This window comes from Streptomyces sp. NPDC086519, assembly GCF_040686075.1.
GTDB lineage: Bacteria > Actinomycetota > Actinomycetes > Streptomycetales > Streptomycetaceae > Streptomyces > Streptomyces shenzhenensis.
Genome location: NZ_JBFBJL010000044.1, coordinates 41,651 through 64,115, shown reverse-complemented (window position 1 = coordinate 64,115; position 22,465 = coordinate 41,651). Strand labels below are relative to the sequence as shown.

Annotated in this window: 23 protein-coding genes and 3 pseudogenes; 10 read left to right on the top strand and 16 right to left on the bottom strand. The window is 69.2% G+C overall.

The window, feature by feature from the left end:
- Positions 1-70 precede the first annotated feature (70 nt).
- The 4 genes from AB0P24_RS32980 to AB0P24_RS32965 form a co-directional block, all read right to left on the bottom strand.
- On the bottom strand, positions 71-1,276 hold the full coding sequence (locus tag AB0P24_RS32980) for a cytochrome P450 (protein ID WP_365800470.1): 1,206 nt from the start codon (positions 1,274-1,276) through the stop codon (positions 71-73).
- Positions 1,277-1,426: 150 nt separating this feature from the next.
- Positions 1,427-1,624, bottom strand: a complete 198-nt coding sequence (locus AB0P24_RS32975) for a DUF397 domain-containing protein (RefSeq protein WP_365800468.1) — start codon at positions 1,622-1,624, stop codon at positions 1,427-1,429.
- Complete coding sequence (locus AB0P24_RS32970; protein WP_365800466.1) at positions 1,624-1,818, bottom strand: DUF397 domain-containing protein; 195 nt, start codon at positions 1,816-1,818, stop codon at positions 1,624-1,626. The genes AB0P24_RS32975 and AB0P24_RS32970 overlap by 1 nt, the downstream gene beginning before the upstream one ends.
- A complete protein-coding gene (locus tag AB0P24_RS32965) occupies positions 1,818-2,636 on the bottom strand; it encodes a DUF5753 domain-containing protein (protein WP_365800464.1) in 819 nt (272 codons plus the stop codon). The genes AB0P24_RS32970 and AB0P24_RS32965 overlap by 1 nt, the downstream gene beginning before the upstream one ends.
- Before the next feature lie 257 nt (positions 2,637-2,893).
- Here AB0P24_RS32965 and AB0P24_RS32960 point away from each other — a divergent pair, with 257 nt between their 5' ends.
- Positions 2,894-3,310 (top strand): ATP-binding protein, encoded by a 417-nt coding sequence (locus tag AB0P24_RS32960; RefSeq protein WP_365800462.1) that lies wholly within the window; start codon positions 2,894-2,896, stop codon positions 3,308-3,310.
- A gap of 217 nt (positions 3,311-3,527) precedes the next feature.
- Positions 3,528-3,758, top strand: a pseudogene (locus tag AB0P24_RS32955) (hypothetical protein); the annotation flags it as partial.
- On the opposite strand, the gene AB0P24_RS32950 reads toward AB0P24_RS32955, so the two are convergent.
- A complete protein-coding gene (locus AB0P24_RS32950) occupies positions 3,693-4,283 on the bottom strand; it encodes an SMI1/KNR4 family protein (protein ID WP_365800460.1) in 591 nt (196 codons plus the stop codon). The pseudogene AB0P24_RS32955 and the gene AB0P24_RS32950 sit on opposite strands and share 66 nt — an antisense overlap.
- A 23-nt stretch (positions 4,284-4,306) precedes the next feature.
- The gene (locus AB0P24_RS32945; RefSeq protein ID WP_365800458.1) at positions 4,307-5,272 is read right to left on the bottom strand and encodes a WYL domain-containing protein; all 966 of its coding nucleotides are present in this window, start codon (positions 5,270-5,272) and stop codon (positions 4,307-4,309) included.
- A 92-nt stretch (positions 5,273-5,364) separates the two neighbouring features.
- On the opposite strand from AB0P24_RS32945, the gene AB0P24_RS32940 reads away from it, so the two are divergent.
- Positions 5,365-5,730 (top strand): VOC family protein, encoded by a 366-nt coding sequence (locus AB0P24_RS32940; protein ID WP_365800456.1) that lies wholly within the window; start codon positions 5,365-5,367, stop codon positions 5,728-5,730.
- 71 nt (positions 5,731-5,801) lie between these two features.
- Positions 5,802-6,007 (top strand): annotated as a pseudogene (locus AB0P24_RS32935) (hypothetical protein); the annotation flags it as partial.
- Positions 6,008-6,060: 53 nt separating this feature from the next.
- Here AB0P24_RS32935 and AB0P24_RS32930 read toward each other — a convergent pair.
- Positions 6,061-6,552, bottom strand: a complete 492-nt coding sequence (locus AB0P24_RS32930) for a MarR family transcriptional regulator (protein ID WP_365800454.1) — start codon at positions 6,550-6,552, stop codon at positions 6,061-6,063.
- Between the two features lie 88 nt (positions 6,553-6,640).
- On the opposite strand from AB0P24_RS32930, the gene AB0P24_RS32925 reads away from it, so the two are divergent.
- Positions 6,641-7,228, top strand: a complete 588-nt coding sequence (locus AB0P24_RS32925) for an NAD(P)H-dependent oxidoreductase (protein ID WP_365800452.1) — start codon at positions 6,641-6,643, stop codon at positions 7,226-7,228.
- A 501-nt stretch (positions 7,229-7,729) separates the two neighbouring features.
- The gene (locus AB0P24_RS32920) at positions 7,730-9,148 is read left to right on the top strand and encodes an arylsulfotransferase family protein (RefSeq protein ID WP_365800450.1); all 1,419 of its coding nucleotides are present in this window, start codon (positions 7,730-7,732) and stop codon (positions 9,146-9,148) included.
- A gap of 184 nt (positions 9,149-9,332) precedes the next feature.
- On the opposite strand, the gene AB0P24_RS32915 is transcribed toward AB0P24_RS32920, so the two are convergent.
- The 4 genes from AB0P24_RS32915 to AB0P24_RS32900 form a co-directional block, all read right to left on the bottom strand.
- Complete coding sequence (locus AB0P24_RS32915) at positions 9,333-10,187, bottom strand: MHYT domain-containing protein (RefSeq protein WP_365800448.1); 855 nt, start codon at positions 10,185-10,187, stop codon at positions 9,333-9,335.
- Between the two features lie 223 nt (positions 10,188-10,410).
- Entirely contained in the window at positions 10,411-11,085 is a 675-nt protein-coding gene (locus AB0P24_RS32910) for a response regulator transcription factor (protein WP_365800446.1), read from the bottom strand.
- Positions 11,082-12,428, bottom strand: a complete 1,347-nt coding sequence (locus AB0P24_RS32905; protein ID WP_365800494.1) for a histidine kinase — start codon at positions 12,426-12,428, stop codon at positions 11,082-11,084. Before AB0P24_RS32905 ends, AB0P24_RS32910 begins: the two co-directional genes overlap by 4 nt.
- A gap of 138 nt (positions 12,429-12,566) precedes the next feature.
- On the bottom strand, positions 12,567-13,199 hold the full coding sequence (locus AB0P24_RS32900) for a response regulator transcription factor (RefSeq protein WP_365800444.1): 633 nt from the start codon (positions 13,197-13,199) through the stop codon (positions 12,567-12,569).
- Between the two features lie 136 nt (positions 13,200-13,335).
- On the opposite strand from AB0P24_RS32900, the gene AB0P24_RS32895 reads away from it, so the two are divergent.
- From AB0P24_RS32895 to AB0P24_RS32885, 3 genes are read left to right on the top strand one after another with little or no spacing between them, the layout of a single operon-like run.
- The gene (locus AB0P24_RS32895; protein WP_365800442.1) at positions 13,336-14,502 is read left to right on the top strand and encodes a site-specific integrase; all 1,167 of its coding nucleotides are present in this window, start codon (positions 13,336-13,338) and stop codon (positions 14,500-14,502) included.
- On the top strand, positions 14,499-16,991 hold the full coding sequence (locus AB0P24_RS32890) for a hypothetical protein (RefSeq protein ID WP_365800440.1): 2,493 nt from the start codon (positions 14,499-14,501) through the stop codon (positions 16,989-16,991). The genes AB0P24_RS32895 and AB0P24_RS32890 overlap by 4 nt, the downstream gene beginning before the upstream one ends.
- The gene (locus AB0P24_RS32885) at positions 16,988-17,509 is read left to right on the top strand and encodes a hypothetical protein (RefSeq protein WP_365800438.1); all 522 of its coding nucleotides are present in this window, start codon (positions 16,988-16,990) and stop codon (positions 17,507-17,509) included. The genes AB0P24_RS32890 and AB0P24_RS32885 overlap by 4 nt, the downstream gene beginning before the upstream one ends.
- A gap of 37 nt (positions 17,510-17,546) precedes the next feature.
- Here AB0P24_RS32885 and AB0P24_RS32880 read toward each other — a convergent pair whose 3' ends face one another.
- Positions 17,547-17,738 carry a hypothetical protein gene (locus tag AB0P24_RS32880; RefSeq protein WP_365800436.1) on the bottom strand — a complete coding sequence of 64 codons (192 nt, stop codon included), beginning with the start codon at positions 17,736-17,738 and terminating at the stop codon, positions 17,547-17,549.
- 180 nt (positions 17,739-17,918) lie between these two features.
- Here AB0P24_RS32880 and AB0P24_RS32875 point away from each other — a divergent pair, with 180 nt between their 5' ends.
- Positions 17,919-18,497, top strand: coding sequence for a hypothetical protein (locus AB0P24_RS32875; RefSeq protein ID WP_365800434.1), 579 nt, complete (start codon positions 17,919-17,921; stop codon positions 18,495-18,497).
- 4 nt (positions 18,498-18,501) lie between these two features.
- Here AB0P24_RS32875 and AB0P24_RS32870 read toward each other — a convergent pair whose 3' ends face one another.
- From AB0P24_RS32870 to AB0P24_RS32855, 4 genes and pseudogenes are all read right to left on the bottom strand, one after another.
- Entirely contained in the window at positions 18,502-20,850 is a 2,349-nt protein-coding gene (locus tag AB0P24_RS32870; RefSeq protein ID WP_365800432.1) for an FtsX-like permease family protein, read from the bottom strand.
- Entirely contained in the window at positions 20,847-21,539 is a 693-nt protein-coding gene (locus tag AB0P24_RS32865; protein ID WP_365800430.1) for an ABC transporter ATP-binding protein, read from the bottom strand. The genes AB0P24_RS32870 and AB0P24_RS32865 overlap by 4 nt, the downstream gene beginning before the upstream one ends.
- Positions 21,536-22,060, bottom strand: a complete 525-nt coding sequence (locus tag AB0P24_RS32860) for a PadR family transcriptional regulator (RefSeq protein ID WP_365800428.1) — start codon at positions 22,058-22,060, stop codon at positions 21,536-21,538. The genes AB0P24_RS32865 and AB0P24_RS32860 overlap by 4 nt, the downstream gene beginning before the upstream one ends.
- 125 nt (positions 22,061-22,185) lie before the next feature.
- A pseudogene (locus AB0P24_RS32855) lies at positions 22,186-22,462 on the bottom strand (transposase); the annotation flags it as partial.
- Positions 22,463-22,465: the final 3 nt, after the last annotated feature.

The window sequence follows — 22,465 nt, the reverse complement described above, 5'->3', positions numbered from 1 at the left end:
GCAGGCACCAGCTTGACGAGTCGCTCGCGACCATCACCTGAAATGGGTCGGTGATCATCCGAACGGGTGATCACCCCACCTCGACGTTCAGCCCCTCCAGCCCCCGGATCACGAAGTTCGGCTTCCGTCGCGGCTCCGCCGCCAGGCTCAGCGTCGGGGCCCGTTCCAGCAACGCGGACATGGACGCGGCCAGCTCGATCCGGGCCAGCGGGGCGCCGATGCAGTAGTGGATGCCGGCGCTGAAGGAGATGTGCGGGTTGTCGCGGCGGGTGAGGTCGAGGTTCTCGGGGTGGCGGAACACCTCGGGGTCGTGGTTGGCGGAGCCGAAGAGCATGGCGATCTCCGCGCCCCGCGGGACGACCGTGCCGTCGATCTCGATCTCGTCCAGCACCCAGCGTTCGAAGAGCTGGAGCGGGGTGTCGTACCGCATCAGCTCCTCGATCGCGGTGGGGACCAGGGAGTGGTCGGCGCGCAGGGCGGCCAGCTGCTCCGGATTGCGGAAGAGGGCGTACCAGCCGTTGACCGTGGCGTTGACGGTGGCCTCGTGGCCGGCGTTCAGCAGCAGTACGGCGGTGGAGATCATCTCCTGCTCGGTGAGCCGGTCGCCCTCGTCGTGCGCCTCGATGAGCCCGGAGATCAGGTCGTCCCCCGGCTCCTTGCGCCGCTCGGCGATCAGTTCCCGCAGGTAGTCGGAGAACTCGACGGACGCCCGCACCGCCTTCGCGGCCGTGTCCTCGGACGGGTTCAGCTCGTACATCCCGCAGATGTCCGCCGACCAGGGCCGCAGTGGTGCCCGGTCCGCCTCCGGAATGCCCAGCATCTCGGCGATGACGGCGACGGGGAGGGGCTCGGCGACATCCCTGAGCAGGTCGCCGCCGCCCTTCTCCACCAGCCCGTCGACCAGCTCGCCGGCGAGCCGCGCCACGTACGGCGCCAGCCGCTCGACCGTGCGCGGCGTGAACGCCTTCGACACCAGCCGCCGGATGCGGGTGTGGTCCGGCGGTTCCAGGTCCAGCATGCCGTGGTCGTTGAGCGTGTGGAACGGCTCGTGTTCGGCGGACGGCGGGGTCCGCCCGAACTCCTCGTGCGTGAACCTGTGCTGGTACGTCCGCCCGAGCCGCCGGTCCCGCAGCAGCGCGGACACGTCCGCGTGGTGCGGGACCAGCCACTGGTTCGTGGGCTCGAAGTACTGCACCCGGCCCTGGGCGCGGAGCTCGGCGTAGGAGGGGTACGGGTCGGCCAGGAAGTCCGGGTCCCAGGGGTCGAAGGCTGCCATGAACGGACGTTAGACCGCCGGTCCCCCTCCTGACCAGGGGTGTCTCAGGGCCCAGGCGCCGGGGAGGTTCACGACGTTGTCGCCGTTGGAGGCGGGGCACTTGCCGTTGAGGCGCGTGGTGATCCGGAACTACCGCGGCACCACGCGGTTTCACAGACCCCGGCCGACCGTTGCGGGGGCCCGCTTCAGGTGCTCGACGAGAGCGGCGAAGGCGGGGGCGGGGAAGGAGAGGATGGCGCGAGTTGGGGCTTTGGAATCGCGGACGGCTATTCGGGTGGGGAGGGTGGCCACCTCTACGCAGGTGTCGCCATCACCTCCGCTGGAGTACGTCGACTTCCGCCAGTTCATCACGGCCCCTTCCGCCCATCCGAGGCGGCCTTGAGGTGCTCCACGAGGGCGGCGAAGGCGGGGGCGGGGAAGGAGAGGATGGCGCGAGTTGGGGCTTTGGAATCGCGGACGGCTATTCGGGTGGGGAGGGTGGCCACTTCTACGCAGGTGTCGCCCTCGCCGCCATCGGAGTACGTGGACTTACGCCAGTTCATCACAGTTCCTTCGACACGCGGTGGATGAAGTCGCGGGACGCCGCCGGGTCCAGCGCCGCATTCGCCACCCTACGCATCAACGCGCGCAGTTGATTCAGCTGGGATTCGGCATCGATGAACGCGACGCCGGCGGGTGAGTCACGCAGCCCGGTGTCCAGCTGGGGCACCGGCCCTCCCACATACATCATCGAGGCCCCGGAACCGGCGAAACCATCCTGGTCGGTGGGGATGACGCGCACAGTGGCGTGCCCCTGCTCCACCAAGTCAAGGATCTGCCGAAGTTGGGCCCGCGAGGACCCCCGGTCGGAGACGCGGAGACGCAGGGCCATCTCATGGACAATCGCCTCGTACGAGGTGGGGTTGTCGCCCTCGATGACCGTACGACGCCTCATGCGGTACTCCACCTTGACGTCCACCGCGCTCTCAGGCAGCCCAGGGTTCATGTAGGCGAACACCGCGCGGGCGTAGTCCGGCGTCTGAAGGAGCCCCGGAATACGAGTGATGACGACGTCTTGCAGGTTCGTCGCATGATGTTCCGCCTCAGCGACGTCCAGGTTCACCTGAGGCAGCACTCCCCGGTAGTCCTCCCACCAGCCCCGCGTCCGGTCGGTCGCCATCATGACCAGCGCTTCGATCAACGACTCGTCCGTGCAGGCGTAGTTGGCGGCGAGGCGGCGCACGCGTTTGGCGCTCACCCCTACGGTGCCGGACTCGATCTGGCTCATCTGGACGGCGTCGGCCTCCAACAGGGCGGCCGCCTCCTTGGCCGTCATGCCCGTCGCCTCGCGCAGTTTCCGCAGCTCGGCGCCCAGCCGCATGCGTCGGGCCGTGAGATGCCTCTTCGGCGGCAACCGGGGCCTCCTCGCTAACTCCCCCGTCGATGTACCTCGTTCGAGCGCCAGAATACGGCAGCGGGTTGCACTTTCCTAAGTCTAGGAAATACTGTCAGTCACGCAACGCACACGCTGCGGAACCCCGGGACCCCGGAAGCGCACTGCTCCGCCCTGCCACGGCGGCTGCGGCAATGCCACCGCCCGTTGACCGCAACCCCCCACCAGTGGAACGGAGTTCACGCATGCCCGAAGGCGACTCCTGGGAGTACTCCCTCTACCTCCCCAACGACCCCCGAGCCGTCCCGATCTGCCGCCGTACCCTGCGGTTGATCCTCACGATGCACGGCCTGATCAGGGTGGTCGACACGGCGGAACTGCTCGCGGCGGAACTGGTCACCAACGCCGTACGGCACACGAAGGGCCCGGTGGCCCTGCGGGTGCGCTGGGCCACCGGGGTGCTGCGGGTCGGCGCGTGGGACGCGGACCCCGAGCCTCCCGTCTTTCCCAGCGAGTCGAAGGTGGCTGCCGACGGTGACGAGGAGGACGGCGGCAGAGGACTCACCCTCGTCCGGGCCTGCTCGGACCTGTGGGGCTGGCAGCCGCTGTCCCGGTTCGGGAATCGGGGCAAGTACGTGTGGTGCGAACTCGCGGCGGCGTGACGAAACCGCCGGCCCCCGCGCGCCGTCACGTAGCGCTCGCGCGTCACCCGCGCCGCTTCGCCGACGGCCGGGCCACGGGCCCGTCGACAACGCCCAGGGCCGTATCGGCGGCGTTCGTGATCAGTTGATCGGATGTGTCCGTCCGATCAGTGATCACCGACGCGATGTGGGACCGGATCGGTCCGCGGACGGCGGTGGGCCGACCACCGCCGCACCCAGCGAGGCATACAAGCAGCGGAACACCGTCGAGCGGTGCATCAACCGTCTCAAGCAGTGGCGCGGCCTGGCCACACGAACCGACAAGCTCGCGATCGCCTACCAGGCGGCACTCCACTTGGCGGGCATCCTCATATGGGCCCGACGCTGGCCAAGAGGCTGGAACCTAGCGGTGAACGACAGGGTTGGGCGCAAGGCGCGGCCCCCAGTCCGGCGGCAACAGTGCCCATGAACCGTGGTCCAACCACTCCCGGAATCGGATGGGCCGGGCGCCAGTGACGTGGTCCAAAGAGAGTGGGACGATCCGATCACAAGTAGCTCGTCCGTCCCACCACACCGTGCCAGCCAGCGAGCCGGTCAGCGCCAACAGGGTGGAGAAGCCGCAGCCGTGCTCCTGGACGACGACCGCACCGGCCGTCTTCAGGTCCTCGGACGTGTCGGCCTCGTCGGCCCAGGCACGCCAAGCTGTCCGATACGCGGCGTCGTCCTCAAACGCCTCAGCCTGTGGCTCACGTGCCATCAGGTCGTCGTCGCTCTCGGCATAGGAGTCGGGATGCGGAAAGGGAATGGACAGCAACTCGTGCCGCCACTCATCATTGCCGGCCCACCACCAACCACGCCCAGTCCGCTCGAGCCGGAGGAGCGCCCCGCCCGCGCTCACCTCGCGAAGATACGCCCGGTATTCCTCGGGAAAGGACACACCGAGTTCGCGTTCTGCCTCGACAATCTCGACTTCGGTGAGGGGCGGCTCTGTCATGGGGCGAGCCTAGTTGTTGCCGGTCAGGACGTTGGTGACGGCGCATAGTGGTGGGCAAGGTTGGTGGCGAGGTCGCGGAGGCGGGCCCTGGCTTCGGTGGGGCCGTGCACAGTGATGGCGCTCCCGAACGGCAGTAGTGCTCGCACGTCCTCCAGATGCAGGAAGCGGATCGTCACCTTGTGGCCGGTGGCGGATTCTCCATGGTCGTCCCGGACGAGTCGCTGGCCAAAGACCCGTTGCGCTCGCTCGATCTGGGTCTGGTCGATGGTGGCGCTGACCTCTATCGCGTACTTGTGTTCCCACTGGTCAATGAGCGCTGCGGCGACGGTGGCCAGGGTCTGGCTCTCGCGGATCCGTCGTGGCTGGTCGACTTCATTCCACGTCGTGATCCGTTCGAGTCGGTACATCCGTGGCACTCGGGCACAGTCGGCGACGAGATACCAGATGCCGGCCTTGGCGAACAGCCCGTAGGGATCCACGACCAGGTCGCGCGGGCATGATTCGCGTGGGCTGTCGTACTCGATCCGCAGTCGGCGGCCTCGCCGCACTGCGCCGATCAGCGAAGCCGGAGTCGTGCCGGAAGCTCGTGCCTGGAGCCAGGGGCGGCTGTCCACGTGCACTACGTCGGTGAGCGGCAGGAGCTCATGAACTCGACGTGGCTGCGTAGCCATGATCTTGGAGAGCGCGCGCCGGCTTTCGACCGATGCGTTGAGCTCCGCACGTTGCTTCTCGTCCAGCCCAGTGAGCGACAGATGATCACGCTCGTCCGGCGTGAGTCGTGTGAGATCGAGCCCGGACCCGGGCAGCATGGTCACGCCTCCGAGGCGGCCCCGGTGTGCGGTCACCGGCAGTCCGGCGTCGCGGAGCCAGTTCAGGTCCCGGGTGATGGTTCGAAGGGACACCCCGAGCGCCGAGGCAAGTTCCTGTGTGGTCACGGCATCCCTCGATCCGAGGAGCAGCATCAGGGTGAAAAAGCGGTCTGGGGTCACACGCCAAGTCTTTTCAGGAATTGCGACACGATGCGGCGCATATTCGGATCAGGCTGGTGGATGCGTACCTACGACCTGTGAGAAGGACAACCATGACCGCATCCGTCGTGTCCATCGTCTATGTGAACGACGCTCCCGCCGCAGCTCGTTTCTACGGCGGCCTCCTCGGCATGAGCCCTTCGTTCGAGACTCCGGGATACATCACCTTCGACCTCGGGCCGGGCGCTGACCTCGCTCTGTGGTCTGGCCAGTTCGAGGATCTGTCACCGGACGTCCCGCGTACCAGTGAGGTTTGCCTGGCCGTCGGCGGTGGGCCCGACGAGATCAACGCGATCTTCAAGCAGTGGCAGTCCAAGGGCGTCACGATCCTGCACGAGCCTCATGATGCGGGGTTCGGGCTGACCTTCCTCGCAGCCGATCCTGACGGGAACCGTATCCGCGTCGCACCGCGGGACTGAAAGTCCACAACGCGGCAGGCGCCCACCGCAGGTGTTGCGCCTGCCGTCGTCTGACTTCGAGAGGACGACGAGTGCCCCACGCGAACGCGCCCCTGAGCGTCGAGGGCCGTAGGCGGCTCGTGAAGCGGTGCCAGACACGTCCCGCCGCGAGCACAAGTGGTCCGCGCAACGGATCACCGACGAACTTGTGAGCATCGGTTTCGTGATCGACCGGCGGACTGTCAGCCGACACCTGCCCCGGCTCGGCCTCGGCAGACGCCGCTTCATCGCCCCAAGTCCTCCACGCCCGCGAGTTCACCAGCGAGGACGCCCGGTCCGCCGCGATCGCAGTTAGTTCGCGTCGTCGCCGGTGGTCCGGCCGCGCCGTGCCTCGTCGAGGCGGCCGACCGCCTGCTCGCTCCATGTCCGGAGGGCTGACGCCTGCTCGGGGGTCAGCGAGTCGAGGAAGTGGCGACGGATGTTGCCGCCGTGCACCAGGGTGGCGTTCTGGGCGGCGCGGCGGCCTTCGGCGGTCAGCCCGATCCCCGCGCGGCGGCCGTCGGCCCCGTACTGGCTGCGTTTGACGAAACCGCGCTTCTCCATACGCGTCAGCTGATGTGAGACGCGGCCCTTGTCCCAGTCGAGCGACTCGGAGAGCTCGCCAACACGCATCTCGCGGCCGGCTGCCCGCCACAGCGTCACCAGCACACTGAACTCGGCCTTGGAGATGTCGCAGTCACGTTGCAGACCACGCTCCAGCTCCCTGGTGAGCAGGCGTTGCGCGCGCATCCAGGCGTTCCAGAACTCCCACTCCTCGGGATCCAGCGATCGCGTCTCCGTCATGTCGCCGAGCATAGCGCGACCAGCAGAGTTGTCACTTCAACTCCGTCAGATCTAGAGTTGACGCGACAACTCTCCCGGAGGGAAGACCATGCCGCTGCGCATCGCACTCATCCTCGGAAGCACCCGCCCCGGACGCCGGGGCGACCAGATCGCCGCCTGGGCGCTGGAAGCCGCCCGTGCCCACGGCGGCGCCGACTACGAACTCGTCGACCTCGCCGACCACGACCTCGGCAACCTGGACGAGCCCGGAAACCCCAATTTCCAGCAGTACCAGCACGACCACACCCGCACCTGGGGCGCGCTCATCGACAGCTTCGACGGCTACGTGTTCCTCGTCCCCGAGTACAACCACTCCTACCCCGGAGCCCTCAAGAACGCCCTGGACTACGTCTACCGGGAGTGGAACGACAAGGCCGCCGGAATCATCAGCTACGGCGGCTGGGTCGCCGGGGCCCGAGCCGCCGAGGCGCTGCGGCTGGTCCTCGCCGAACTCCAGGTGGCCACGGTCCGTGCCCAGCCCACCATCTCGACACACCCCTCGTTCCGCACCGGCACCTTCGTCCCCCAGGACGGCCTCGGCGCCGCCGTGGACGGGATGCTCGACCAGGTGATCGCCTGGTCCGGCGCCCTGCGCGGGGTGCGTGAGGCCAGGGCACAGACGTCCGCGGCCGCATGAGGCCCGGTTCGTGGCCGCTCACGTGCGGGGACGTGGCGGGCTGACGGACACCGCCCGACAGGCCGGTGACCCGCTACCGGGCCGGAATGGGTGGGCGACGGTGTGAGCCCAGCCGTATCGGCCGCCTGTCCGGGTGAGACCGCGTCCGCCGAACGGCCCACTTGAACGGCTTTCGAGCAGGCCGGGACGCCCCTCCCGCTTACCGTCCCCGGGAACCCCTCGTCCCGAGCATCCCGGAGGTCGGCAATGGCGACACTGGAGCCGCGGTCTCGCCGCTCAGGCAAACGGATCCGTCGCGCTGTCGGGGCCTGCGTCCTCGCCGCGGGGTGTGTCGTCGCGAGCTGCCTGCCCACGGCGGCGGCAAGTCCCCACGGGCCCACCTCCCGTCCGTGCGCGACGAAACCCTTCCCGCCGTCGCAGAGCACTCCGCCCCCGGTCCTCTCGGGCAGCGACGTGTGGAGTTTCGTCTCCAGGCCGGACCTTCACCCCATGCGGGTGACCGTGACCGCGAACCGACCGGGGACGGCGCGCGGAGGCATCTTCGTGGGCCCGTTCAGCGCGGACAGGATGATCGGCCAGACCGGGGCGCTGATCAACGACAACTCCGGTGATCCGGTCTGGTTCCGCCCGCTCCCCTCCACCAACCTCCAGAACGCCGACTTCAAGGTCCAGACGTACTACGACGCCCGCAGCGGCCAGGGGCAGCCGGTGCTGACCTGGTGGCAGGGCAGCCTCGCCCTGCCACCGTGGTACACGAACCTGCCGGCGGGCTCCCCGGAACCGGGCGGGTGCTACTACATCTACGACCGGCACTACCGCCTGCTCAGGACGGTCTTCGCGCAGCACGGCTACTACCCGGACGAGCACGAGTTCACCCTGACCCGCAGGGGTACCGCGCTGTTCATCGCGTCCAGGCCCGTGCCCGTGGACCTCACGCCCTACGGAGGACCGAAGAACGGCTCCATCGAGAACAGCGAGATCCAGGAGGTCGACCTCGCCACGGGCCGACTGCTCTTCTCCTGGAACGCGCTGGACCACCTCGACCCCGCGGATTCCGAGGAGCCGGTCTCCAGCGCGTCGTCGTCCGACGGGGTGTGGGACGCCTTTCACATCAACTCCGTCGACGAGGGCCCCGACGGCCGGCTGCTGATCTCGGCCCGGAACATGTGGGCGGTCTACGACGTCGCCAAGGCATCCGGGCGGATCCGCTACCAGATCGGAGGGAAGAGGAGCGACTTCACCTTCGGCCCCGGCGCGGACTTCTACTGGCAGCACGATGCCCGGTACCGGCCGGGAAACCGGATCAGCATGTTCGACGACGGCTGCTGCGACCTGCCCGACGGCGCCCCCGAACAGGTCTCGCACGGCCTGGTCCTCAACCTCGACTTCCGCCGCCGGAAGGCGACCGTGGACAGGACGTACTACCACCAGCCGCCGCTGGAGTCACCGACCCAGGGAAACACCCAGGCCCTTCCCAACGGCGACGCGTTCGTCGGATGGGGCCAGAGCCCGTACTACTCCGAGTACGCGGGCGAGGGGAACACCCAGGAAAACCCCTCGCGGAACCTGCTCTACGACGCGCGGCTGCCGGGCGCCGACATCTCGTACCGAGCCTTCCGGAACGAATGGACCGGCACCCCGTACTACCCCCCGGACGCCGCGGCACGGACCCGCGGCGCAGGGAGCGTCGTCTACGCCTCCTGGAACGGTTCGACCCAGACCAGGGCGTGGCGGGTACTCGCCGGGGCCGGCCCCCGCTCGCTGTCGGTCGTGGTCCGGCACGCCCCACGCTCCGGGTTCGAGACAGCCGTCACCACGAAGGCCCGCGGACCGTATTTCCGGGTGGAGGCACTGAACGCGCAGGGCAGAGTGCTCGGCACGTCCCGCGTGGTGAGGGTGAGAGCGCCGCGGCACGACTGACCGGAGCCGGCGGCGCCCCGGCACCGTCCTGGCCCGGGCCGGCACCCTCTACGCGCCCCGGTGACACCGGCACCCTCTTCGTGCCCCGGTGTCACCGGCCCTGCCTCGGGGCGGACTCCGCCGCCTGGGTACGGTCCTTGGGGCCCGGCGTCGCCACGGCCGGGATGACGCCGAGCGCTCGGGGTCAGGACGTGTAACGCCGGTCCGCCAGGGACTGCGGACGGTCGGTGGGGGCCCAGGGCTGCTGCTGGGGCGCGGGGAGGCCCGGGGCCGAGGGACCCGTGGCGGTCCGGTCGCGTCGGCCGCCGCCCACCACCTCGGGGTCGAACATGACGATCGCCGCGGCCAGGATCAGGGCTGCCACCGGGCCGGCCAGCATGACCAGCAGGAAGGCCAGCAGGCTCGTCGAGGACTGGCCGGCCGCCTGCGCCTGCACGACGTGGACGCTCACCCCGGCCATGCCGGTGTAGTGCATGGCCGAGACGGCCGCGCCCATCACCAGGCTGGCGCCGACGGTCGCCCAGACCGCGCTGATCGACACCGCCGCCCAGAGCGCGGCGGTCGCGGCGACCACGGCGATCACCACGGAGAGGACGACGACCGTGGTGTCGTAGTGCACGGTGCCGCCGGTGTTCATCGCGGTCATGCCGAGGTAGTGCATCGCCGCCACGCCGAGACCGGTGAGGACGCCCGCGGTGCCCAGGGTGACGGGGCCCGAACCCCGGTAGCCGACCAGGAAGACGCCGAGCGCGACCACCGCGACGCAGACGCCGAGGCTCAGCACCGTCCGGCCGGCGTCGTAGCTCACCAGGGCGCCGTCCACGCTGAAGCCGATCATCGCGATGAAGTGCATGGCCCAGATGCCGCAGCCGAGGGACACCGCGCCCAGAGCAAGCCAGCCGAATCGTTTCTCCTCGCGCCCGCGACCGATCGAGCGGGTCGTACAGCGCAGGGCCAGCACGGCGCCCAGACATGCCATGAGGTAGGCGGCTATCGGAGTTACCAGGCCATAGTGGAACTCGGACACATCAGCGGTCATCGCGGCAGCTTTCTTCGCGCGAAACGGGGACGGCGACGACTCCCGCCGGGGAAACGGGAGTCGGCCAGAAGGGGAAAGACGCGGGGACGGGGACGGCTGGAACCAGCCACCTGGCTGATTTCTTCACCATTCAAACACGACTTGAGCACACCGTGTCCACCCCTGTACCGCCCGCGACCGAATCGCAACAACGCCTGTGCTCATGGCATGTGTGCCACCCCGCCTACTTCGGCGTCACCAGCCGTGCCTCGTACGCGAACACCGCCGCCTGGGTACGGTCCCTGAGGCCCAGCTTCACCAGGATCCGGCTGACGTGGGTCTTGATGGTCGACTCGGCCACCACCAGACGCTCCGCCATCTCCGCGTTGGACAGGCCCTGGGCGATGAGGACCAGGACCTCCGTCTCCCGGTCGGTGAGGTCGCCGTAGGCCGCGTGGGCCGTGGGCATCAGGCGCGGGGTGTCGGAGAGTTTGGAGAACTCCGTGATCAGGCGCCTGGTGACCGAGGGGGCCAGCAGCGCCTCGCCGGCCGCCACCACCCGGACGCCGTCGGCGAGCTGGCGGGCCGAGGCGTCCTTGAGCAGGAAGCCGGAGGCTCCGGCGCGCAGGGCCTGGTAGACGTACTCGTCGAGGTCGAAGGTGGTCAGGACGAGGACCTTGGCCGTGGTGTCGGCGGCGACTATCTCGCGGGTCGCCTCGATACCGTTCAGCTCGGGCATGCGGATGTCCATCAGGACCACGTCGGGGGCGAGTTCACGGACGCGTTCCACCGCCTGACGGCCGTTGACCGCCTCACCGACGACCTCGATGTCCGGCATCGCGTTCAGCAGGACCGAGAAGCCCTCGCGCACCATCATCTGGTCGTCGGCGATCAGTACACGGATGGTGCCGATGCTCATGCGTCACCTTCGCGGGCGGTGGCGACGGGCAGGAAGACCGTCACCTCGTAGCCTCCCTCGGACGTCGGGGCCGCCGTCATCTCGCCGTTCAGCATGGAGACCCGCTCGCGCATGCCGGTGATGCCGTGGCCGGCGCCCGGGGACGGCTTGATGAGGGCGGGCCGCGGCGGCGGGCCGTTGACCACCCGCAGGCCCAGGCCGCCGATGACGTAGCCGATCTCGACGCGGGCGCTCGCTCCCGGCGCATGGCGCAGGGTGTTGCTCAGCGCCTCCTGCACGATCCGGTAGGCCGACAGCTCGACGCCCTGCGGGAGTTCACGCACCGCGCCGGTCACCCCCTTGTCGACGGTCAGCCCCGCCTGCCGCACGTTGTCGAGCAGCCCGTCCAGCTCGGCGAGGGTGGGCTGCGGGGCGTCCGGCGCCTCGTAGTCCTCGGCACGGACCACGCCCAGCACACGGCGCAGTTCGGTGAGCGCCGCCACCGCGTTCTCCCGGATCGTGACGAACGCCTTCTCCAACTCCGGCGGCGGGTTCTCCACCCGGTAGGGGGCGGCTTCCGCCTGGATGGCGACGACGGACATGTGGTGGGCGACCACGTCGTGCAGTTCGCGGGCGATCGTCGTGCGCTCTTCGAGGAGCGTGCGCCGGGAACGCTCGTGCGCCGTCTGCGTCTGCTGCGCGGTCACCGTCTGCTCGGCCTCCCTGCGGATCTGCCGGACGGTGACGGCCAGCAGGGCTATCGCGGAGAGGACCAGCATCGAGCCGACGTCGTTGTCGTAGTGGCCCGCGCCCAGGGTCGAGACGGTCGTGAAACCGTAGAACGCGGTGATCGCCCACATCCAGGCCGCCGTGCGCGGACGGGTGCGGACCGCGACGACCGCGAGCACCACCAGGTGGGAGAGGAAGCTGCCCGACGTCCACGGCCAGTCGTCCCAGGAGCTGCTCAGCAGGGAGCCGGCCCAGCTCGCCGCGAGCGACAGCCAGAAGGCGGCGACCGGACGCGCCAGCGTGAGCAGCACCGGTGCCACCACCAGCAGGCCGGACAGCAGGCCCCCGGGCGATCCCACCGGGCGGTCCGCGACGGTCACCAGCAGCGCCACCGCGCCGGCCGCGGCCACCACGAGATGCGGGGTCCAGGCCGCGTACTCCCGCCACCGGACGGGGAGACGGCGGACGAATGAGCGGTCGATGCTCATCGGGGGCAGCGGCCGGTAGGCGAAGGCGTCCTTGAACAGGTCCTGCCGCAACCTGCCCAGGGCGTCCAGCACCGCCCGGACCTCCGGGCTGCGCGGCTTGTACGGTTCGAACGCGCCGTCCGGCGGCTGCGGCGGCATCGGCTGCATCGGCTGCGAAGGGGTCGTCTCGGTCACGTACCCGACCGTAGGCGCAGGCGTGGGCAGCCGTCGTCACCAGTGAGGCGGGTCCTCGGGCGTCCTTCTCAGGTACTACGGGTACGCCGGGGAGGGGCGGGAGTTCTCCGGTCAGTAACCGGAGGGACGTACCAGCCCGGACTCGTAGGCGAACACCGCGGCCTGGGTGCGGTCCCTGAGGCCCAGCTTCACCAGGATCCGGCCCACATGCGTCTTCACGGTCTGCTCGGCGACGACCAGCCGCTCGGCGATCTCCGCGTTCGACAGGCCCTGCGCGATCAGGGTGAGGACCTCCGTCTCGCGCTCGGTCAGCTCGCCGACGCGCGCCTTCAGCGGGGCGCGCACCCCGCCCCCGTCCAGCTGGGAGAACTGGGTGATCAGCCGCCGGGTGATGCCGGGCGCGAGCAGCGCGTCGCCGGCCGCCACCACCCGGACCGCCTCGGCGAGTTTGTCCGCGGACGCGTCCTTGAGCAGGAACCCGGAGGCGCCGGAGCGCAGCGCCTCGTACACGTACTCGTCCAGGTCGAAGGTGGTGAGCACCAGCACCTTGATGTGCGGGCGTTCACCGACGATCCGGCGGGTGGCCTCGATGCCGCCCAGTTCGGGCATGCGGATGTCCATCAGGACGACGTCCGGGGCGAGTTCGGCGACCTTGGCCACCGCGTCGAGACCGTCCACCGCTTGGCCGACCACCTCGATGCCGGGCTGGGCGTTCAGCAGGACGGTGAAGCCCTGCCGGACCATCTGCTGTTCTCTGGGGCGAGAAGCAGTGTGGTGTGACGTGACATGGGAAGGGTTCGTTGATCGCCTGAGACTCGTTCTCGGGGGGTGTGGCTCTGTGGCGGGTTGTTGTATCGGTCTCACGTCAATGGAGTTGCGCATGCGGGCGTTTCCCGTGGATCTGCCTTCGGGCACGCGGTACTGGACTGTTCTCGACGATGAGTTCCAGGTGGTCCCTGTCGCGGATCAGTGGCTGCGGTTTCTTCGCTTCGGTCGGAGCCGGGCGGAGTTGACGACGCGGTCGTACGCCGGAGGGGCAGCGTTCTACTTCCGCTGGTGCCAGGCGACCGGGCGGGAGTGGGCGGAGGCGGCCCGGGACATGGGGCTGTTCATGGTGTGGCTGCGCTACACCCCGCCCCGCCTGGACGAGGAGTCGGGGACGGTGGTGTGCGGCCCGGGGATGCGGCCGGTCCGGGGCGAGCGGCGGGTCAACGGCGTGCTCGCCGCAGTGCGGGGGCTGCTGTCGTACGCGGTCTCGGTGGACGCGGCGCCCCGGTCGGTGCTGGGGCAGATCTACGAGCTCGCGGACAGCCGGGACCTTCCGGAGGAGGCCAAGGGCGAGGACACCGGCCTGTACTACCGGCTGCGGGCACGGCACCGGCTGCAGGAGCCGCAGGCGGATGTAGACCGGGCCTCGGACGAGGAACTCGTGGCGATGTTTTTTGCCTGCCGCAGCGCCCGCGACCGGCTGATCGTGCTGTTGCACGCCCGGGTGGGACTGCGCCGCGGCCAGGTCGCCGGCCTGCGACGCAACGACTGTCACTTGCTGCCCGACTCACGGCATCTGGGTTGCGACCACAAGGGCGCCCACGTGCATGTCCGGCGGCGGAGCAACACGAACCGGGCCTGGTCGAAGTCGAAGAAGGAGTGGATCCAGCCCCTGGACTTCCTCGTCGTCCAGGGCTTCGACCAGTACCTGGACGAGCGGTACGAGATCCTTGGTGCGGGCGGCAGTGACTTCCTGCTGGTGAACCTGTTCCGCGAGCCGGTGGGGGCGCCGATGCCGCCGGAGGCGATGGGTGAGCTGTTTGAGCGGCTGGGCCGGCGGGCGAGGCTGTCACGGAAAGTGCCCCCGCACATGGCCCGGCGGGCGTTCGGCAGCAACGTCGCGGACGCCGGCGGGTCATGGGATGAGGTGCAGATGCTCTTGGGCCAGTCCCATCCGTCATCCGCCGTGCCGTACCTGATTCCGAACCGCGACCGTCTGCGCGAAGCGATCCAGCGGGTGCCTTCACCACGGGAACTGACCGGGCGAGGGGAACAGTGATGGCCCTGGCTCCTCTGGCCGCCACGGGGCAGGCGGAGGACATCCGCACCCGGGAGATCGTCGCAGCCCTGGATCCCGAATTCCTCCAGCTCGTGCGGTGGGACTGGGACCTGCGGGTGATCTTCTATCCGAAGAACCACCCGGTGCTGGGCATGCCGGATTGCAGCGTGAACGGCTGCGTGCGCGGCGCCCGGTTCGGCCGACCCCTGTGCATGGGCTGCGAGCTCCTTTGGAAGGATTCGGGGCAGAGCTTCGAGGACTTCATCAAGGTCGCCAAGGGCCGCATGCTCGGCGTGCGCCAGCAGCCATGCCGGGTGCCCGACTGCCAACGCCCGTGGAAGACATCGACCGTGGCGCTGTGCGATGCGCACCACCGCCAGCGCGTGGACACGCTCAAGCTGCCCCTCGAGGAGTTCCTGCGCCACCCCGCAGTCAAGCCCCGGGAGAGCCTGGGCGAGTGCGAGGTCGAAGTCTGTTACCGGCAGCGCCAGTATGCGCGAGCACGCTACTGCCAGGCCCACCACCTGCGGTGGAAGGCCGCCCGGCGGCGAGGGGAAACGACGGACGAGGAAGCATGGCGGCGGACTGAGTCGGCGGTTAACGCAAACCGGGAGGTCAACCTGCGGGGGCTTCCGGAGAGGGTGGTCGCGGAGATCCTTTACGGTCTGCAGGCCCGCACCGAGACAGGCTCCAAGACCTGGGACCACTTCCTGCGCCCGTTGTGCGACCATCTGCGTGCCGACGGTGCACAGAGCCTGGAAGTGTTCGCCGACCCGGCGAAGTTCGAGAGTCTCACGCGTACCAAGGGGATGCGCAGCGTGGTGCGCACGACGCTGGTCTGGCTGACCCGGCTGGGGGCCACCCCGGAGTCGGAACGCCACAAGGACGTCTGGGACCTGCATGTCTTCACCGGCCATGGCGGCACGCTGGACTTCACCGGTATCTCGCAGAGCTGCCTGCGGGAGGCGGTGAAGATCTGGGCCTATGACGATCTGCCGCGTCGGCGGGGCGCCCGGCCCCACACCGCGGTGCAGCCGTACGTGGCGGCCATGACCCGGCTGTCGGAGAGCCTGCGGCTGCAGCGCCAGGATGGCGGCGAGAAACCGGCCGTGCTGCACCGCGGCGATATTGTCGCCTTCTGCAACCGGCTGGCCTTCCTGGCGGAGAACGGCACCATCAGCGCGCGCACCCGCAGCCACATGGTGCGCGACGTGGCCTTGGTACTCACCCGGATCCGCACCCTGGGCCTGACCCACCCGGGTCAGGTGATGGAAGGACTGCCCGCGGACTTTCGGCTGCAACGGGAGGACACCCCGGACGAACCGGAGGACACCGAGGCCGGCAAGGACCTCCCCGATGCGGTGATGCGCCAGTTGTGCGACAACCTCGACGTGCTGGAGCAGACGGCCGGGCGCGAGGTACGGGTGGGCACCGAGCTTCTGATGGACACCGGACGGCGCCCGGAGGAGATCCGTGAGCTGCCGCTGGACTGCCTGGCACAGGACCCGGACGGCTCGCCCGTCCTGGTCTACGACAACTTCAAGTCCTACCGCCTGGGGCGTCGCCTGCCGATCGGCAAGGCCACCGCGGCCGTCATCACCGGCCAGCAAGAGCGCGTCCGCACGTTGTTCCCGCACACTCCGGTCAGCGAGCTGAAACTGCTGCCGGCTGCGAGGAAGAACCCGCGCGGCACCAAGGCGATCTACTCGATCTCGGAAGGCCACCGCACCTGGGTCGATTCCCTGCCCGACTTCCTGGTCCCCGTCACCGTGGAAGAAGCAGGAGAGCCGGTCACGCGCCTGCTGCCGTTCGACAAGAGCCGTATCTTCCCCTACGCCTACCGGCACACCTACGCCCAGCGGCATGCCGATGCCGGCGTGGCCCCGGACGTGCTCAAAGAGCTGATGGACCACACCGACCTCAAGGTCACGCAGAACTACTACCGGGTCAGCCAGGAGCGGAGGCGTGAGGCCGTGGACCGGGTGGTGGCCCTCCAGTTCGACCGTCACGGCACCCGGGTCTGGCGCCAGGCGCAGTCGCTGCTGGACTCCGAGCACGTCCGGCGCGCGATCGGCGAGGTCAGCGTCCCCTACGGCGTGTGTCAGGAGCCGTCGAACGTCGCGGCCGGCGGACAGAGCTGCCCCATCCGGTTCCGCTGTGTCGGCTGCGATCACTTCCGCACCGATGTCTCCTACCTCCCCGAACTTCAGGCATACCTCGCCGACCTGCTACGCAGCCGTGAACGGCTGAGGTCCGCCTTCGAGGCGGACGACTGGGCACGCAGCGAGGCCATGCCCTCGGACGAGGAAATCCGCCGGGTGCGACGGCTGATCGCCCGGGTCAAGGCCGACCTCGGTGACCTGAGCGTCGAAGAACAGGCACAGATCGAGGAAGCCGTTGCCGTGGTCCGCCGCAGCCGGACCGTGCTGCTCAGCATGCCCCGCATCGGCCAGCCCCTTCCCGACGTCCGCCCCCGGAGGTCGGCATGAGCACGCTGCGCCAAGGCCGCCAGGACGGCACCGACCGCCGACGCCAGCGGGTGACCAGGGCCCTCAAGGCGGCGTCCCAGAGCGGTTCGCCCATCAGCGTCTCCGGCATCGCCCGGCAGGCCGGGGTGGACCGCACCTTCCTCTACCGCCACCGAGACCTGCTCGCCCTAGTTCACGCCGCCGAACTCGAACCCGCCGCTCACGACCCGGCGGGCGCCACCCCGGTCAGCCGGGCCTCGCTGCAAGCCGACCTGGCCAACGCCCAGGCCCGCAACACCCGGCTCGTCGCCCGTATCCAGCAGATGGAGAAGCGCCTGTCCGAGGCGCTGGGGGAACAGGTCTGGCACGAGTCCGGCCTCGGCGCCCCCGCTGACATCGAGGAACTTCAACGGACGATCACCCGCCTGGAACAACAAACCGTCGATCTGACCGCCTCACTGGAGGACACCCGGGCTGACCTCGATGCCGCACGGGCAGCAAACCGTGACCTGACCCGAGCCCTGAATCAACGCGGCTGAGGTCGTGACAGGGGCTGAGCAGGCGAGTTCCTGCGCCTCAGCCGGTGCCGGGACCGGCGTCCCGGACCGGCTGGGGCTCCACCCGCTCAGCCGAGTTCCACAAGTTCTGATAGCGGGTCCGGTATGCGCGCATGATTTCCGCGTCCGGGGTGACGATCGCCGTCTGGTGGCGCCCGACACCCGTGAGGGATGATCCGAGCAAGCGAACCGTCCCGTCCTCGGCAATCAAGCACCGATTGTGGGCGATCACGAAATTCCCCAGGTGGGGCGGGTTCCGCGTCACGTTATTCCCCACCCCCGCGGTCACGTAATTCCCCATGGGGACGACGGGTGGCGGGGGTCATAGTCCTGGCCGTCGAGACGACGGACGCTTCCTCGATCAGTGGTTCGAGGTCGAGGGAAGCGCGCGATGGCGAGGAGAACGTTCAACGTGGTCGATGTGACCGAGATCTACGTCCACTGGTATGCGGGCCGTTCCAAGAGCGAGCTGGCCGCGTCGCTGGGAGTGGACCGCAAGACGATCAGGAAGTACCTGGCCCCTGCGGAGGCCGCAGGGATGACCCCGGGCGGCCCGGCGATGACCGGGCAGGACTGGGCCGGGCTGATCAAGGGCTGGTTCCCCGAGCTCGCCGACAGGCGGTTGCGGCAGGTGACCTGGCCGGAGATCGACAAGCACGGTGATTACATCAAGAGCCTGCTGGGGACGGTGACCGTCTCCACGATCCACCAACGGCTGCGGGACGAGCACGGGCTGACCGTGTCGGTGTCGAGTCTGCGGCGGTGGATAGCGGCGACACTGCCCGAGGAGACCAGAAAGGTCGCAAGTCACCGTCCTGCGCGACGAGGTCGAGCCGGGCCTGGAGGCTCAGATCGACCTGCTGTGCGCCGAGGTTGCCGTGACGGTGACTGTGCTGATGCCGACCGGGCTTGCCTGCGTGCAGGGGTGGGCTCCTCCTGGCAGGAGGAGCCCACTTCGGGGGATGCGTGAGGGGTTATTCGGTGCGCAGGCCTTCCGGGCGCATCATGCGCAGCAGCGGCGGCAGGCTGACCAGCGTGACCACGCCGACCACGGCCGCGCCCACGCCGGTCATGGTCAGGACGCTCGCCCAGTCCATGGCCACCGGTGTGCGGGTCATCTTCAGCAGCACCGAGCCGAGGGTGATACCCACCGTTGTGGCCAGTACGAGGCCGAGTCCGACCGGGAGGGCCGTCTGCCACAGCAGCGACAGGCTCAGCGTGCGGCGCCGGGTGCCGAAGGCGACCAGCGCGGAGAGCAGCTTCCTGCGCTCGCGCAGCTGCTCCAGTTGGGAGACCAGCAGACTGGCGCCGATCAGTGCCAGCACGAAGGCGGAGCCGACGAACAGGCCGGTGCGGATGGAGGTGTACTTGACGTCCTCCTGGGTCGCCGACCAGCTGTAGGTGTGTGCCAGGGGGTCGATCCGGGCGACGGTGTTGCGTATGTACTCCCGTGAGTCCGGCACCGACGGGTCCAGACGCAGGTAGACCCCGTCCGAGAACAACGCGGGCGCGGCCTTGGCGGGCAGGGCGGCGGGGGTGACCAGCAGACTGTTGGCGTCCTGCAGTGAGTCCTTGCGTGCGTCCACCACGCGCACGTTCGCCGGAACGGTCCAGGGAACTTCGATGCCGCGTTCGGTGGCGTCGCCGTACGACGGGTCGATGTAGAGCTGCCGGCCGGGCTTCACCACGGCGATTTCGTCGGCGTTGCCGGTCGAGGTGTAGCCGCTCCTCGTCCGCGTGACGAACACGTCGCCGTCCTTGCAGGAGGGCAGCGTGGCGAGTTCGCGCAGTGCGGTGCAGTTGCCCACGGTCAGGCCGTTGGTGTTCTCCGGGTCGCGACGCGCGTCCCCGTACTGCGAGCTGGCCAGGGCCACCGCGGCCCGTACCCCCTTGGTGCCGGTGAATCGGCGCTCGACACCGGACAGCGGCTTGCGGTCGCTGAAGTCGACCTGCATCTGGACCCGGCTGGGGTCCTTGCCGGTGGCCTTGGTGTACTGGCTCTGCGTTCCCGTGAACAGCATCTGCAGGGCGATGGCTCCCGCCACGGCGACGGCGATGCCGTTGACCATGCGTGCGGCGGTTCCGCTGCTCAGCTGCAGCCGCCGTACCGCGAGTTGCCAGGACAGCGTTCCCTTGCCGAGGCGGACGACGACCGCCTCCACGACCCAGGGGAGCAGCGCGGTGATGCCGATCAGCAGCAGCAACACGCCGCCGATGACGAGGTACTGGTTGAAGTCGCCGTTCTTGCGGCCCTTGCCGATCATCGGGTAGAGCATCACGAGGCCGGCGAGCGGCGGCAGCAGCCGCCACCACAGCCGGCGAGGGCGCTGCTTGGCCGCGCGTACGACGCCAAGCGGTTCCACCACCACGCCGCGCATCGCGAGCAGCGTGACGAGTACGGCGGCGACCGGCACCGCAACCGCGACCAGCGCGGCGAGCACGGGGGAGGGATCGAGGTAGCTGGGCCAGACGCTCACGCCCAGCACCTCGGTGGAGCCCAGCGTCTGACGGCCCAGGAGGAAGAAGCCGGTGCCGACGGCCAGGCCGAGCAGGGCTCCGGCGAGTGCTTCGCCCGCCGCGATCCGCCGGGTCATGTGGCTGTCCGAGCCGACCAGGCGCAGCGCGGCCAGCCGGCGGTCGCGGCGCTCGCCGCCGAAGCGGACGGCGGCGGCGATGAACACGGCGACCGGGGTCAGCAGCACCACGAACACGACCAGGATCATGAGCAGCAGCACCGGGTCGGTCTTCTCCGGTGTCGCGTCCGGCCTGCCGTACCCGGTCAGCCGGTGCACCGGGGAGACGTCCGTGAGTTTCAGCCCCGAGGCGCCCGCGTAGTAGGCCAGTTCGTGGGATCCGATGAGTCCGCTCTCGCCGATCGTGCCAGTGATCTTGTAGGGCAACCGCTCCCGCAGCAGCTTGACACCGTCCGAGGCAAGCAGGTCCTTGAGCGCGGGGGAGACCACCATCTCGCCCTCGCCGGGGAAGCTGTCGACCCCCGGGGGCAGCGGCGCCCGCTTGCCCTCGGGTACGACGAGCCGGCCGCGGATGTCGTCGTCGTGCCAGGTGGTGTCGGTGTCGGCGATCAGGAAGGTGTTGTCGGCCTTCGGCGGAACCTTGTCGGAGTACGTGTAGTCGAAGCGGGCGTCCTCCACCTTGTCGCGGGAGGCGAACACGTTGGGCAGGGCGGTGCACAGCAGGAGCAGTGCCACGCCGAGGCCGACGCCGACGGCGGTGAGCGTCATCCGAACCCAGCCCTCGCGTCCGCCGGTGACGGCGAAGCGGGCCCCCATGGCCAGGTCTCTGGCCCACTGGCGAGGACTCATACGGCGCGCTCCATGTCGCGGGACTTGCCGTCGCGGACGACGATCTCGCGGTCGGAGTAGGCGGCCACGCGTGTCTCGTGGGTGACGAGGACGACGGCGGCGTTGGTCGAGCGGGCCGCTTCGGTCAGCAGTTCCATCACGCGTTCGCCGTTGGTGGAGTCGAGCGCGCCGGTGGGTTCGTCGGCGAACAGCAGGCGCGGCCCGGTGACCAGCGCGCGGGCCACGGCAACGCGCTGGCCCTGGCCGCCGGAGACCTCGCCGGGACGCTTGGCCTTGAGGCCGTCGACCTCCAGGCGCTCCATCCAGCTGAGCGCGGTCCGCTCGGCGTTTTTGCGGGGCGTGCCGTTCAGCCGCAGCGGCAGGGCGACGTTCTCCACACAGGTCAGCTCGGGCACCAGCTGACCGAACTGGAACACGAACCCGAACTCGGAGCGGCGCAGCGCGCTGCGCTGGGCATCGCTCATCGTCGTCAGTTCGCGCCCGTGGTAGGTGATCGACCCGGAGTCGGGCGGCACGATTCCCGCGAGGCAGTGCAGCAGCGTGGACTTGCCGGACCCGGAGGGGCCCATGATGGCGACGACCTCGCCGGGGTGTATGGAGAACTCGGCGCCGTCCAGCGCGTGCGTCGGGCCGTACGCCTTGTGCAGGTCGTGCGCGGTGAGCAGGGAACCGGGGGGAGAGGTCGTCATCGGGTTACAGCCTCACGGAGTTTGTCGAGTCGGGCGGTGGTCAGTTCAAGCCAGCGCAGGTCGGCTTCCAGGTGGAACAGGGCGTGGTCGCAGATCATTTGATCCGCTAGGTCACCCTTGTGCTTGCGGTCGGTGAGGATCCGCATGCTGCGCAGATGTTCGGAGCGCTGGGTGTCGAGGATCTCGGTGGCGTCGCGCCGGGTGAGCAGGGCGAGGACGACCTTGGTGTAGAGGGTCGACTGGAGGTATTCCTCCGGCTTCTCCGGGGTCGCCAGCCAGCGCTCTACGTCGGTGATGCCGGCGTCGGTGATCGCGTAGCGTTTGCGCTCGGGACCGCCGCCCGCCTCGATCCCGTCGACGTCGACAAGACCGTTCTTCAGCAGCCGGGACATCGTCGAGTAGACCTGGCCGTAGTGCAGCGGCCGGTCGTGACCGAACTTCTCGTCGAAGGCCCGCTTGAGGTCGTAGCCGTGGCGCGGGCCGGCCTCCAGGATTCCCAAGAGGGTGTGACCGATAGACATGACCTACACTATACGCACCGCGTATACACGACATGTATACACCGAGTGTGCAGGTCGTGGCGGGGCGTACGACAGTGCAGGTGAGGGAGCCGGAATGTCGATCGTCACAGTTCCGAAACAGGCGGTCATCGCCAGTGGCGCTCGGCTAGGGCGTGTTGCGAAGGTGCTGGTCGCAGCCACTCGTTGATGGCTACGACCAGCACGGTCGCCTCGTAGCGGACGGCGAGTTTCTCGTACCTCGTCGCCACCGCGCGGTGGCGCTTGAGGCGATTGATTCCGCACTCCACCGCGTGGCGCCTTTTTGTAGTCGGCCGCGTCGAACTGCGGTGGCCGGCCACCGCTGGAACCGCGCTTCTTGCGGTTGGCGATCTGGTCGCGCTTCTCCGGGGTCGTGCAGCGGATGCC

Coding starts and splice junctions, on each gene's coding strand:
- AB0P24_RS32925 (WP_365800452.1), top strand. CDS start 6,641: ATGCCGCTGCGCATCGCACTCATCCTCGGAAGCACCCGCCCCGGACGC.
- AB0P24_RS32910 (WP_365800446.1), bottom strand. CDS start 11,085: ATGAGCATCGGCACCATCCGTGTACTGATCGCCGACGACCAGATGATG.
- AB0P24_RS32865 (WP_365800430.1), bottom strand. CDS start 21,539: ATGACGACCTCTCCCCCCGGTTCCCTGCTCACCGCGCACGACCTGCAC.
- AB0P24_RS32980 (WP_365800470.1), bottom strand. CDS start 1,276: ATGGCAGCCTTCGACCCCTGGGACCCGGACTTCCTGGCCGACCCGTAC.
- AB0P24_RS32895 (WP_365800442.1), top strand. CDS start 13,336: ATGCGGGCGTTTCCCGTGGATCTGCCTTCGGGCACGCGGTACTGGACT.
- AB0P24_RS32950 (WP_365800460.1), bottom strand. CDS start 4,283: ATGACAGAGCCGCCCCTCACCGAAGTCGAGATTGTCGAGGCAGAACGC.
- AB0P24_RS32870 (WP_365800432.1), bottom strand. CDS start 20,850: ATGAGTCCTCGCCAGTGGGCCAGAGACCTGGCCATGGGGGCCCGCTTC.
- AB0P24_RS32900 (WP_365800444.1), bottom strand. CDS start 13,199: ATGGTCCGGCAGGGCTTCACCGTCCTGCTGAACGCCCAGCCCGGCATC.
- AB0P24_RS32940 (WP_365800456.1), top strand. CDS start 5,365: ATGACCGCATCCGTCGTGTCCATCGTCTATGTGAACGACGCTCCCGCC.
- AB0P24_RS32960 (WP_365800462.1), top strand. CDS start 2,894: ATGCCCGAAGGCGACTCCTGGGAGTACTCCCTCTACCTCCCCAACGAC.
- AB0P24_RS32930 (WP_365800454.1), bottom strand. CDS start 6,552: ATGACGGAGACGCGATCGCTGGATCCCGAGGAGTGGGAGTTCTGGAAC.
- AB0P24_RS32875 (WP_365800434.1), top strand. CDS start 17,919: ATGGCGAGGAGAACGTTCAACGTGGTCGATGTGACCGAGATCTACGTC.
- AB0P24_RS32970 (WP_365800466.1), bottom strand. CDS start 1,818: ATGAACTGGCGTAAGTCCACGTACTCCGATGGCGGCGAGGGCGACACC.
- AB0P24_RS32885 (WP_365800438.1), top strand. CDS start 16,988: ATGAGCACGCTGCGCCAAGGCCGCCAGGACGGCACCGACCGCCGACGC.
- AB0P24_RS32860 (WP_365800428.1), bottom strand. CDS start 22,060: ATGTCTATCGGTCACACCCTCTTGGGAATCCTGGAGGCCGGCCCGCGC.
- AB0P24_RS32965 (WP_365800464.1), bottom strand. CDS start 2,636: ATGCGGCTGGGCGCCGAGCTGCGGAAACTGCGCGAGGCGACGGGCATG.
- AB0P24_RS32915 (WP_365800448.1), bottom strand. CDS start 10,187: ATGACCGCTGATGTGTCCGAGTTCCACTATGGCCTGGTAACTCCGATA.
- AB0P24_RS32905 (WP_365800494.1), bottom strand. CDS start 12,428: ATGCAGCCGATGCCGCCGCAGCCGCCGGACGGCGCGTTCGAACCGTAC.
- AB0P24_RS32975 (WP_365800468.1), bottom strand. CDS start 1,624: ATGAACTGGCGGAAGTCGACGTACTCCAGCGGAGGTGATGGCGACACC.